Consider the following 12,190-nt stretch of genomic DNA (forward strand, 5'->3'; position numbering starts at 1 on the left):
CCCGATTACCCCGCCGCTATCGTCCCCGAAGGGTTTGATCCGGAAACCATGCTCGAAAACCCTGTCGGCACCGGTGCCTACCTGCCTGAATCCGTCGAAGTCGGGATCAAGGCCGTGTTGGTCAAGAACCCCGACCACACGTGGTGGGGCACCGAAGTCTACGGCGGGCCCTATATCGACCGGCTGGAATATATCGACTACGGCACTGACCCTTCGGCCTTTGTCGCCGCTGCCGAAGCAGAAGAGATCGACGCCACCTATTCCATCGAGGGTGAATTCATCGACGTGTTCAGCACGCTGGACGGCTGGAACCAGAACGAAATCGCCACGGGTGCAACCATCGTGATCCGCCCCAACCAACTGGCCGAGGTGGATGGCAAGACACCCTACGCCGATGCGCGTGTCCGCCGGGCGCTGGCCATGGCGGTTGACAACGCCGTGCTGCTTGAACTGGGCTATGCCGGTCGCGGGCTGGTGGCCGAAAACCACCACGTCGGCCCGATGCACCCCGAATATGCCGAGCTCCCCCCGCGCGAGGCGGACCCCGAAGGTGCCCGCGCCCTGATGGAAGAGGCCGGCATGGCCGACTACGAACACGAGCTGTTTTCGATCGACGATGCATGGCGCAAGGACACCACAGATGCGGTCGCCGCACAGTTGCGCGACGCTGGCATCAAGGTGAAACGCACGATCCTGCCGGGGTCGACCTTCTGGAATGATTGGACGAAATACCCCTTCTCCTCGACCAACTGGAACGCGCGTCCGCTGGGTGTGCAGATCTGGGCGCTGGCCTATCGCTCGGGCGAGGCGTGGAACGAATTTGGCTGGTCCAACCCCGAATTCGACGCCCTCCTGACCGAGGCCCTCTCGGTCGCCGATGTCGAAAAACGTCGCGCTCTGATGGCCAAGGGCGAAGCGTTGATCCAGAACGAAGGCGTCACGATCCAGCCTTACTGGCGCTCGCTTTATAACCACACCCGCGAAGGGCTGGTCGGGGCCGGACACCACATCGGCTTTGAATACCACCCTGCGCGAATGGCCTGGACGTCGTAAACACCCGTTTGCCATTCCCGAAATGAAAGGGCCGCGTCAGACGCGGCCCTTTTTTCATGTCACATCGCTGTGTCCCCTCAGGGCAGCAGGAACAGCGTGATCGCGGGGAACATCACCAGAATGATCACCCGCACGATGTCGGAGCCGACAAAATACATCACGGCCTTATAGGTCTCTGTCATCGGGGTTTCACGGTCCATCGAGTTGATGATGAACAGGTTCATCCCCACCGGCGGCGTGATCAGACCGACCTCGACCACGATCAGCACAAGGATGCCGAACCAGATCGCCAGATGCTCTGTGCTCATCCCGAAATCCATCGCCGATATGACGGGGAAAAAGATCGGCACTGTCAGCAGGATCATCGACAGGCTGTCCATCAGGCAGCCGAAAACGAGGTAGAAGACAAGGATCACGACCAGCACGAACCACGGGCTATAGCCCTGCCCCACGACCCAGTCAGCCATGAATTGCGGCACGCCCGACAGGGCCAGAAAGCCGTTATAGAACCCCGCCCCCAGCACGATGAAAAAGATCATCCCCGTGGTTTTCGCCGTGCCCATCAGGCTTTCGCGCAAGACTGCCCAGTTCAGACTACCCGCCAGCAACGCCGCCAGACCAGTGCCCGCAGCGCCCACAGCCGCGCCTTCGGTCGGGGTGAACCACCCCAGATAGATGCCGCCCACGACGACGAAAAAGATCACCAGCACCGGCCATGTATTCGCCAGCGCCTTGAAGCGGTCCCCCATGGGCACCGCAGGGCGCACGCCCGCGGATTTGGGGTTCAGACGCACATAGATCGAGATCGTGATAACATAGCCGATGGCCGCCAGCACACCGGGCAGGAAGGCCGCCAGAAACAGCTTGGCGATATTCTGTTCTGTCAGGATCGCATAGATCACCAGAATGACCGACGGCGGGATCAGGATGCCCAATGTCCCCCCCGCAGCCAGTGTCGCGGTGGAAAACCCGCCGGAATAGCCATAGCGGCGCAGCTCGGGCAGCGCGACCTTCGACATGGTCGCCGCTGTCGCCAGCGAGCTGCCGCAGATCGCGCCAAAGCCCGCGCAGGCCCCCACGGCCGCCATCGCCACACCACCGCGACGATGTCCCAAAAAGCTCTCTGCCGCTTTGAACAGGGCTTGGCTCATCCCCGATAGGGTCGCGAATTGGCCCATCAGCAGGAACATGGGAATGATGCTCAGCGAATAGCTGGAAAACGTCGTATAGGTCTCGGACTTGAGCTTTGACAGCAGCGGCGTGGGGTTACCCCCCATTGCCAGATACCAGCCGCCAAACCCGCACAGCAGCATCGCCAGTCCGATAGGGGCGCGCAGAAAGATCATCAGCAGCAGCACCGGAAAGGACCAGAAGCCCAGTTCTAGGTTGGTCATCTTAATGTGCCCCTTGTTCGCTGGGAAGAATATCGGTGCCGCGGATCGCCTCTATCACGCGGATCACGGCGCAATAGACCGACACAACGCTGGCAATCACGCCGGACGCAAAGCTGGCGGCATAGGCCCACCACACCGGAAATTGCAGGAACAATGTCGTCTCACCATTGCCAAGATAGCGTTGCATCCCCTCGTAGAGACGCCAGATGATCAGCATGATCACCGCGGCCAGAACGACCTCCCAAAAGGCCATGATCCAGCGGTTCACCCGCGCCGGCAGGAAAGAGGTAAACACATCCACCGTGGCATGCGCGCCGTAATACTGGCAGATCGGCAGGAACGAGAAGATGGCGAAGGCAACCCCCGCCTCCAGCAATTCATAATTGCCGTTGATCTCGCCGATGCCCATGTCAATAAGCCCCTGCGACAGGCCGGTCAGCTTCTCCTGAAAGAAGGGGCTATGCAGCATCTTGTTGACCGTGCGCCCGATGATAGAGGCCGTGGTCATCAGCACCAGCGCCATCAGCACCAGCCCTCCGATCACGGCGGTAAAGCGGGCAAGAAAATATATCAGCCGACGCATGGTTCTCTCAATCTTGTCTAGGTATTTTGGGGTGTATCAAGCAATCAGGCCCGCGGCGCAGGGATGCACCGCGGGCCTGCTATCGTCGTCAGGAATTATTTGCCGTAGGCATCCATCAGTTCACGCGCCTCATTGATCAGCGCCTGACCGTCGATGCCCTTGCTGTCCATATCGGCAATCCAGCTGTCATAGATCGGCTGCGACGCGTCGCGCCAGACTTGGGTCTCTTCTTCGTTCAGCTCGACGATGTTGTTGCCCAGATCAACCGCGACCTGACGCGCAGGGCCATCGGCATCGGCCTGCGTGCCCCCCGCAAAGACCGAAAATTCCAGACCGGAGTTTTCATCCAGAACCTTTTTCAGCTCATCCGACAGCCCGTCATAGCGGTCCTTGTTCATCGCCAGCACGAAGGTCAGCGTATAAAGTGCAGCACCGTCAAATTCGGTGTGGTTCTTCACCAGTTCCGGCACTTTCAACGATGGCGTCACTTCCCACGGGATCGTGGTGCCGTCGATCACGCCCTTGGACAGACCTTCGGGAATCGCCGGAACCGGCATGCCCACTGGCGTCGCGCCGGTAATCTCGAGCAGCTGGTTCACCAGACGCGACCCGCCGCGAATCTTCAGACCCTGCATATCGTCGGGCGACCGCACTTCGGTGTTGGTGTGCAGCATGCCGGGGCCGTGAACCCATGTGCCCAGAATATGTACGTCCTTGAACTCGGTGTCTTTCATGTGCTTTTCGAACATCTGCCAATAGGCAGAGCTCGCCGCGCGGGCGTCGGTGACCATAAAGGGCAGCTCGAACACTTCGGTCGTGGGATAGCGGCCGGGGGTATAGCCCACCACCGTCCAGACGATATCGGCCACACCGTCAATCGCTTGGTCCATCAGCTCAGGTGGCTTCCCGCCAAGCTGCATGGAGGGATAGCGTTCAATCTTGATCTTGTTGTCGCTGGCGGCTTCGACCTTATCGGCCCAGACATCCAGAATAAGTTTGGGCACATTGGCCTGTGGCGGTAGGAACTGGTGCATGCGCAGGGTGACCTCTTGCGCCATCGCGCCGGTCGCGCTCATGCCAACGGCAAGGGCCGCACCCGCGATCCCCATCAGGGTTCTTCTCATCATCATTCTAATCTCCCGTGTTCAGTCAAAACGGACCGCTCTGTTGCCGAGCAGTTCCGAGCCTTTAGCTGAGTGACACTCTGACACCAGCGACAGGGGATTATCAATCACCTCCGGTACACGCGGATGAAAAACACGCAGCTCGGAAACACGACACACGACACGCCATGCTGAACAACAGCTATCATGCAAAGGTCATGTGTGGGGGGGGAGATGGTGGCGTTACCTGGATTTGAACCAGGGACCTAACGATTATGAGTCGTTCGCTCTAACCAACTGAGCTATAACGCCATCGGCGCTCCGAGTATGACAGGCTTCGGCCCCCGTCAAGAGCCAAAGCCAATCTTATTTGATTATTCGCCCTCGCGCACCGTATCAATCATGCGCTGCACGTTGTCAGGGTCGGCATCCGGCGTGATCCCGTGGCCTAGGTTAAAGATGTGCGGGCCCTTGGAAAAGGCTTTGACGATCTGGCGCGTCTCATCCACCAGCGCCTGCCCGCCGGTGACCATATGGGTCGATGCAAGGTTGCCCTGCACGCAACCGTCCACCTGCACATGTTTGGCCGCCCAATCCGCCGAGACGGAATTATCCAGCGCCACACAATCCACCCCCGTCGCCTTGGCGAACCCGATGTATTTATCGCCGGCCTCGCGCGGGAAACCGATGATCGGAATACCGGGGTGGCGCTTCTTCAGCTCTTGCGTGATCTCGCGTGCAGGGGCCAGCGCGTATTTCTCGAAAGCATCGCCCGGCAGCGACCCCGCCCAGCTGTCAAAGATCTTCATCACCTCGGCACCTGCGTCAATTTGCGCAGACATATATTCGATGGTTGCCTTGGTAATCAGGTCCAACAGCTTCTCGAACAGGGCGTTATCCTGGGTGCGCAGCAGATGCGCGGGCCCCTGATCCTTTGTCCCCTGCCCCGCGATCATATAGGTCGCGACAGTCCAGGGCGCACCGGCAAAGCCGATCAACGTCGTCTCGCGCGGCAGCTCACCGGCAAGGTTGCGCACCGTCTGATAGATCGGGTTCAACGTCTCGTGGATATCGCCCACGGGCCGCAGCTGGTCAAAATCCGCCTGCGTGGTGACCGTGGACAGGCGCGGCCCTTCGCCGGTGACAAACCACAGATCAGCGCCAAGTGCCTGCGGTACAAGCAAAATATCCGCAAAGAGGATCGCCGCATCAAACCCGTAACGACGGATCGGCTGCAAGGTGACCTCGGTCGCCAGCTCGGGGTTGTAGCACAAAGACAGGAAATCCCCCGCCTGCGCCCGCGTCGCCTTATACTCGGGCAGATAGCGTCCGGCCTGCCGCATCATCCAGATCGGCGGCACCGGCAGCGTCTCTCCGCCCAATGAACGCAGAATGGTTTTGCTTTGCGTGTCGGTCTGCGGCATCGGGGTTTCCTACTCTTCAATGGTTTTGTCTTAGGTCAAGATGTAGCGCCGCGATGTCAAGGCAATGGCACCGCTTGTCAGATCAAATCCACACCCCTAAAGAAGAGCCATGACTGTGAACCTGCCCACCCCCGAAAACCCCATGCGCATCGGCACCCGCGGCTCGCCTCTGGCAATGGCCCAGGCTTACGAAACCCGCGCCCGTCTGGCCGCCGCGTTTGAAATCCCACAGGCGGCGTTTGAAATCGTCGTAATCAAAGTCACCGGCGATGTCATTCAGGATCGCCCGCTCAAGGATATCGGCGGCAAGGGCCTGTTCACCCGCGAAATCGAAGAAGACCTGCTGGCGGGCAAAATCGACATCGCCGTGCATTCGATGAAAGACATGCCCACGATCCAGCCGGGGGGTCTGCTGCTTGATACCTACCTGCCGCGCGAAGACCCGCGCGACGCCTTTGTCGCGCCCACCCTCTCGGCGCTGGACCAACTGGCCGAAGGCGCGGTTGTCGGCACCTCCAGCCTGCGCCGCCGTGCGCAGCTGCTGCACCAGCGTCCCGACCTGCAGGTCGTCGAATTCCGCGGCAATGTGCAGACGCGGCTGAAAAAGCTCGCCGATGGTGTGGCCGAATGTACCTTCCTCGCCGTGGCCGGTCTGAACCGTTTGGGCATGCAACACGTCCCCGCCACGCCGATCGACGATACGCTGATGCTGCCCGCGGTCGCGCAAGGGGCCATCGGCATCGAACGCCGCGCCGGTGACCTTGATACCGAAACCATGCTCGCCGCGATCCACGACACCCCCACGGGCCAACGTCTGGCCGCCGAACGCGCCTTTCTGCTCACGCTTGACGGATCCTGCGAGACACCGATTGCCGGACTGGCCACGCTGGACGGCGACACGCTCCACCTGCGCGGCCAGGTCCTGCGCCCCGACGGGTCAGAGGCAATTGCCGGTGACCGCAGCGGCCCTATTGCGCAAGGCGGTCAGATGGGCGTCGATCTGGCGCAGGACCTACTGGCCCAGGCAGGCCCCGGCTTCTTCGACTGGCACGTCAAAGGATAACATCCAAAATAAATTCGCGCTCTGTTTGAAACTAAGCGCAGCATGGCCCCGTTGCTTCGGCATGATCACCAAATGATCACGATATAAACCGAGGAGAACACCATGACTTTCGCTAAAAAGATGATGACCGCAACCGCAGCTCTGGCCCTGACTGCCGGTGCGGCCTTCGCCGACGAGATGAAGAACCCCATGGTCGGTGGTGCTGAAATGTTCGCCGACAAGAACATCGTTGAAAACGCCGTGAACTCTGCCGACCACACCACATTGGTTGCCGCTGTGAAAGCTGCCGGTCTGGTTGATACCCTCGCAGGCGAAGGCCCCTTCACCGTGTTCGCCCCCACCAACGCCGGTTTCGACCGTCTTGAGCCAGGCACCGTTGAAATGCTGGTCAAGCCAGAGAACAAAGAGCGTCTGACCGAAATCCTGACCTGCCACGTGGTCGGCAAGGCCGTGATGGCTGACGCGCTGCAGGGCATGATCAAGGACGACGGCGGCGAACACCCCGTGCCGACACTGGGCGGCTGCACGCTGCAAGCCTCCTACGCCGATGATGGCCGCGTGATCCTGACGGACGAGAACGGCAATACGGCCTTCATCGAAATCGCGGATGTCAAACAGTCCAACGGTGTGATCCACGTTATCGACGGCGTGATGCTGCCAAAGCAATAAGCTGATACCAGTTTAGACGAAAAGGCCCCCGACCTGCACGGTCGGGGGCCTTTTTCATTCCAAATGGCAGCTATCCCGGGGGAGCCCGCAGGGCGGGGGCTGGCCCCCTAGATCCACTTCGCCAAAGGTGGCAGGCTCATGAGAACCGCATTGGCGTCATGGCCGGTCTCCAGCCCGAATTTCGTACCGCGGTCATAGACAAGGTTATATTCCGCATAAAGCCCGCGATGCACCAGCTGCGCCTCTTTATCCGCCTCTGACCAGTCTTGCGTGATCCGCTTTTGCACCAGCGGCAGATAGGCGGGCAGGAAGGCGCGGCCGATATCCTGTGTCAGGGCAAAATCCGCCTCCCAATCGCCTGTCGCGTGATCGTCCATAAAGATACCGCCGACCCCGCGCGCGCGGTGACGGTGCGGGATATAGAAATACTCGTCCGCCCAGGCCTTCAGCCGCGGGTAGAGATCGCTGCCATGAGGGTCCAGATGCGCCTTTTGCACAGCGTGGAAATGCGCGGTGTCTTCGTCATATTCGATGCAGGGGTTCAGATCGGACCCGCCGCCGAACCAGCTGGCATGGGGGGTCCAGAACATGCGGGTGTTCATATGGACCGCCGGGGCATGCGGGTTCTGCATATGCGCGACCAGACTGATGCCCGACGCCCAGAACCGCGGGTCTTCGGCCATGCCGGGGATGCCCTTGCGCGCCGCCATCGCGACCTGCGCACGCTCTCCCAAGGTGCCAAACACCGTAGAGACGTTGACGCCGACCTTTTCGAACACACGCCCGCCACGCATCACGCTCATCAGACCACCGCCCGCGTCACTGCCGTCGTCGCTGCTGCGTTTGGTCGGGGTCACCTCGAATGTGCCGGGCGCGGCATCAGACAACGGGCCCTCGGCGTGGTCACGCTCCAGCGTCTCGAATGCCTCCACGATCTGGTCGCGCAGGCTGCGGAACCACTCAGCGGCGCGGGTCTTCTCCGCCTCGAAATCAACGGTCATGCGCAAAGCCTTTCGTTACTGCGTACTCTAGTGTGCCGGCGCGTCCACGGCGTCCAGCAAGGACCGCCCCCCGTCCACAACGATCACTTCGCCGGTCAGGAAGCTAGAGCTGTCGGCGGCAAGATACTGGATCGTGTCGGCCAGCTCTGACGGCGAAGCGATGCGCCCCAGCGGCGTGTGGTTGCGGATATCGTCGCGCCACTCGCGGTTCTCGGCGCAGGACGCTTTCAGCGACCCGCTCATCACCGACCCGAAGGCCACGGCGTTCACCCGGATGCGATGCGGGGCCAGCGTCAGCGCCATCGACCGCGTCATCTGCTCAAGCGCGGCCGCCGCCATGGAATAGGCCATCAACTCCGGCCGTGTGTGCCGCGAAGTGGTCGAGCTGAGGTTGACGATGCTGCCCACGCTGCCGTCTTCCTTGCCCTCGGACTGTTTGATCATGCGCTTGGCAACCTGCTGCGTCAGCTGCATCGCGGTCATCACGTTTTCCTGCCACAGGGTTTCAACGCTGGTGTCATCATTGTCCAGCGCATCCGTCGGCAGGAACTGCCGCGAGGCATTGACCAACACGTCGACCTCGTCAAAGGCGTCAATGGTGGCAGAGACGAGGTTCGCAATCGTCAGACGTTGCCGCAGATCGCCCGCGAAAAAACGGATGTTGCCGTCGTCCTTGGCATCGCCCAGCTGTTCGACCAGCGCTTTCTCGTCGATGTCGGCACACATCACATTTGCGCCCTTGTCGGCGAATTGCCGGGCAATCGCCAAACCGATGCCGTTCGCGGCCCCGGTGACGATGACGCTTTTGCCAGAGATTGAGAATGACATAAATCGTTCCTTAATCAGGCGCGGCCCGCCTATCGGCGTTTGCGCAAAGGCCGTGCCGCGTGAAACAGTTTGAACCGCGCATCGCCGCCGATTTCCTCGACATGGGCGAAACGGGTTTTCAGCTCTGCCTCATAGGGCAGATGACGGTTCGCGACCATCCACAGCTTGCCTTGCGGCGACAGGATGCGTGCTGCCGTGGCAACAAACGCCTGCCCGATCTGCGGTTCAGCCGCGCGACCGATGTGGAAGGGCGGGTTCATGATCACGCTGTCCATGCGGTGGGGCGGCTCCCAGCTTGTGGCATCCTCCCATGCAAAGGACGCGCGATCATCGGTGACATTGCGGCGCGCACATTCCAGCGCCATATGTCCCGCCTCAACAAGATAAAGGTTCTTGATGTCAGGCCGTGTCAGCGCGTGGGCCGACAAAAAGCCCCAACCGGCCCCCAGATCGGCAACCTCGGCCCCGAGCTTCTCGGGCAAGGCATCCACCAGCAGCGCCGAGGCCAGATCGACACCGTCCGCGGAAAAGACCCCCGGCGCGGTCCAGAACCCGCCTTCGGTCAGCTCCGGCCCCTGACGCCAGTCGGAAAAGAACTCCGCCGCCGGTTCCGAGATCCAGAACATCTTGCCGTGAGCCTTCGAGATCGGGCCCTGCACGGTCACACGGTCGCGCATCTCGCGCAGGACACTATCGGCACCGTCGGTCTTTTGCCCGTCGATCACAACGATCCCGTCGCAGACCTCGCAGGCGGCGGCGATCACGGCGCGGGCTTCGGCCTTCGCACGTGGCAGGCAGACGATACAGGCCGCATAGCGGTCCTTGATGGTGCGCACGACATCATAGCCGCGCGCGGCCCATGCGTCATAATCCGGTTTGAAATCATGGATAATCTGCACGCGGTCTTTGTCCAGACCTGGCAAATCACTGTCACGGGGGGGCTGAAAGACGGCAATCGTCCCTTCAGCTGGCAACTCAAGACCACCGCCGTCAAGCGCCAGTTGCAGACGTGCATCAATCACGTGTTATTCTTCTTTTTCCATGGTGCATTGCAGCGGGTGCTGGTGACGCCGGGCGAAATCCATCACCTGCGCGACTTTGGTTTCCGCGATCTCGTGGCTGAACACGCCCACGACCGCCAGCCCTTTTTTATGCACGGTCAACATGATCTCGAAGGCTTGGGCATGGTTCAGCCCGAAGAAGCGTTCAAGCACGATCACCACAAATTCCATCGGGGTGAAATCGTCGTTCAACAGCATCACCTTGTACAAAGGCGGCCGCTTGGTCTTTGGTTTGGTCTTGGTCAACAGATCGGTTTCGTCGTCGTCCCGGTCTTTGCCCGCCATCATAAGATCATCAAGGCGCATTGCTGCTCCTGCCTGAGAAGTCGTTTCAAGTGAGTCGTGTAGGCGTCTATATAACCCTAAAGCAGAATTAGAAAAGAGGGCGCGCCAAAGATGGGCAATCCGCTAACGACCATCGGTTTTGATGCCGATGACACTTTATGGCACAACGAACGCTTCTTTGCTTTGACACAGGTCAAATTCGCGGAACTTCTTGCCGATTACACCGACCGCGACAGCCTGATGGACCGGCTGCTTGAGGCAGAGCGGCGCAACATCCCCCACTACGGCTTTGGCATCAAAGGGTTCACCCTCTCGATGATCGAAACCGCGATAGAGGTCACCGAGGGCCGCGTGCCGGCCGATGTTATCTCCGAACTGCTGGCGGCAGGGCGGGATATGCTGGCCCATCCGGTCGAACTGCTGCCCGATGTGCGCGAAACCCTCGAAGCCTTGCAAGACGACTATCGGCTGGTGTTGGTGACCAAGGGCGATCTGCTGGATCAGGAACGCAAGCTCGCTGAATCCGGGCTGCGCGATATGTTCACCGCGATTGAAATCGTGTCGGACAAGACCCCGCAAACCTACCAGCGCATCTTTGATACCCACGGCGACGGCCCGGCCCGCGGCATGATGATCGGGAACTCCATGAAATCGGACGTGGTGCCGATGATCCACGCGGGCGGGCATGGCGTCTATATTCCCCACGGCGTCACCTGGGCGCTGGAGCACGCCCCCGCCCCGAGTGATTCGCCCCGCTTCCACCAGATCACGCGCCTGTCCGAAGTGGCAGAACTGCTGCCCTGATCGCCGCTGTATTCTCGCCTTACCTTCGCTGCGTTGTCGCCCAACTCTCGCCACATTCCCGCCACAATCGCCCCTATAGTGGCGGAGTTTTGGGCACACGCTAAATGTGCTGCGCGGAAATCGCCGCTTTTCCGGGCTGCACCACATCGAACGCCTTTATCGAAAACACGTCCTATGGTAACCTTACCTTAATAATAATGGTCAGTTGAAAAATCGACGGCCGAGGCAGAGCAAAGGCAGTTATGATGAGAGTGCGGCGTGTGCAGCCAGCCCGGTATGGGCTATTTATTCTTGCGGCTATATGGATCTTGCTGATCCTGCCGCTCAGCGCAATGGCGGCCCCCTACGCCGCCTATGTGATCGACGCCCGAACCGGCGAAGTGTTGCACTCCCGAAACGCGGATACCCGTCTGCACCCGGCCTCCCTCACCAAAATGATGACACTTTATATCGCATTCGAGGCGATTAAACGTGGTGAGATCTCGCTCGACAGCAAGGTCAAGATCACCAGCCACGCGGCGTCCGAACCGCCCAGCAAATTGGGGCTGAAATCGGGCCAGACCATCGCCCTGCGCTACCTGATCCGCGCCGCGGCCGTCAAATCTGCCAATGACGCCGCCACCGCCATCGGGGAAGCCATCGAAGGGTCCGAAGCCAAGTTCGCCCGCCGCATGAACCGCACCGCCAAGGCGCTTGGCATGACCAACACCACTTTCAAGAACGCCCACGGCCTGACAGAATCCGGCCACATGTCGACCGCACATGACATGACCATCATGGGCCGCCACCTGCTCTATGATCACCCCGAATACTACAACCTGTTCTCGCGCATCACTGCCGATGCGGGCGTGCGCAAGGTCAGCCACACCAACCGTCGCTTCCTGTCGTCCTACAAAGGCGCCGACGGGATCAAGACCGGCTA

13 protein-coding genes and 1 tRNA gene are annotated in these 12,190 nt (G+C 60.5%); 5 read left to right on the forward strand and 9 right to left on the reverse strand.

Annotation, left to right across the window (positions count from 1 at the left end):
- The coding region (locus tag B3849_RS00865; protein ID WP_286779701.1) for an ABC transporter substrate-binding protein at window positions 1-1,053 on the forward strand (1,053 nt) is incomplete at its 5' end.
- 77 nt (window positions 1,054-1,130) lie between these two features.
- Here the strand turns inward: B3849_RS00865 and B3849_RS00870 are convergent.
- From B3849_RS00870 to hemE, 5 genes are all read right to left on the reverse strand, one after another.
- Window positions 1,131-2,447, reverse strand: a complete 1,317-nt coding sequence (locus B3849_RS00870) for a TRAP transporter large permease (protein WP_037941225.1) — start codon at window positions 2,445-2,447, stop codon at window positions 1,131-1,133.
- A gap of 1 nt (window position 2,448) precedes the next feature.
- Window positions 2,449-3,030, reverse strand: coding sequence for a TRAP transporter small permease (locus tag B3849_RS00875; protein WP_278424426.1), 582 nt, complete (start codon window positions 3,028-3,030; stop codon window positions 2,449-2,451).
- Window positions 3,031-3,125: 95 nt separating this feature from the next.
- Window positions 3,126-4,160, reverse strand: a complete 1,035-nt coding sequence (locus tag B3849_RS00880) for a TRAP transporter substrate-binding protein (protein ID WP_037941222.1) — start codon at window positions 4,158-4,160, stop codon at window positions 3,126-3,128.
- A 208-nt stretch (window positions 4,161-4,368) separates the two neighbouring features.
- A tRNA-Met gene (locus tag B3849_RS00885) sits at window positions 4,369-4,445 on the reverse strand.
- Between the two features lie 62 nt (window positions 4,446-4,507).
- The gene (gene hemE, locus B3849_RS00890) at window positions 4,508-5,557 is read right to left on the reverse strand and encodes a uroporphyrinogen decarboxylase (RefSeq protein ID WP_278424429.1); all 1,050 of its coding nucleotides are present in this window, start codon (window positions 5,555-5,557) and stop codon (window positions 4,508-4,510) included.
- A gap of 109 nt (window positions 5,558-5,666) precedes the next feature.
- On the opposite strand from hemE, the gene hemC reads away from it, so the two are divergent.
- Window positions 5,667-6,620, forward strand: coding sequence for a hydroxymethylbilane synthase (gene hemC / locus B3849_RS00895; protein ID WP_180828150.1), 954 nt, complete (start codon window positions 5,667-5,669; stop codon window positions 6,618-6,620).
- 102 nt (window positions 6,621-6,722) lie between these two features.
- Window positions 6,723-7,289 (forward strand): fasciclin domain-containing protein, encoded by a 567-nt coding sequence (locus tag B3849_RS00900; RefSeq protein WP_037953936.1) that lies wholly within the window; start codon window positions 6,723-6,725, stop codon window positions 7,287-7,289.
- A gap of 107 nt (window positions 7,290-7,396) precedes the next feature.
- Here the strand turns inward: B3849_RS00900 and hemF are convergent, their stop codons facing one another.
- From hemF to clpS, 4 genes are read right to left on the reverse strand one after another with little or no spacing between them, the layout of a single operon-like run.
- Entirely contained in the window at window positions 7,397-8,290 is an 894-nt protein-coding gene (gene hemF / locus B3849_RS00905) for an oxygen-dependent coproporphyrinogen oxidase (RefSeq protein WP_005850020.1), read from the reverse strand.
- Between the two features lie 27 nt (window positions 8,291-8,317).
- Window positions 8,318-9,118 (reverse strand): SDR family NAD(P)-dependent oxidoreductase, encoded by an 801-nt coding sequence (locus B3849_RS00910; protein WP_009825372.1) that lies wholly within the window; start codon window positions 9,116-9,118, stop codon window positions 8,318-8,320.
- Window positions 9,119-9,147: 29 nt separating this feature from the next.
- Window positions 9,148-10,140, reverse strand: a complete 993-nt coding sequence (locus B3849_RS00915) for a class I SAM-dependent methyltransferase (RefSeq protein WP_278424432.1) — start codon at window positions 10,138-10,140, stop codon at window positions 9,148-9,150.
- A gap of 3 nt (window positions 10,141-10,143) precedes the next feature.
- Window positions 10,144-10,485: an ATP-dependent Clp protease adapter ClpS gene (gene clpS / locus B3849_RS00920; RefSeq protein WP_005850026.1), complete on the reverse strand. Its 342-nt coding sequence runs from the start codon at window positions 10,483-10,485 to the stop codon at window positions 10,144-10,146.
- A 90-nt stretch (window positions 10,486-10,575) separates the two neighbouring features.
- Between clpS and B3849_RS00925 the strand changes: the two genes are divergently transcribed.
- On the forward strand, window positions 10,576-11,268 hold the full coding sequence (locus B3849_RS00925; RefSeq protein WP_278424433.1) for an HAD family hydrolase: 693 nt from the start codon (window positions 10,576-10,578) through the stop codon (window positions 11,266-11,268).
- Window positions 11,269-11,513: 245 nt separating this feature from the next.
- A partial coding sequence (locus B3849_RS00930; RefSeq protein WP_286779702.1) for a D-alanyl-D-alanine carboxypeptidase family protein occupies window positions 11,514-12,190 on the forward strand: 677 nt, incomplete at its 3' end.

The organism is Sulfitobacter sp. UBA4523, from assembly GCF_002388305.1.
Classification (GTDB): Bacteria; Pseudomonadota; Alphaproteobacteria; order Rhodobacterales; family Rhodobacteraceae; genus Sulfitobacter; species Sulfitobacter pontiacus.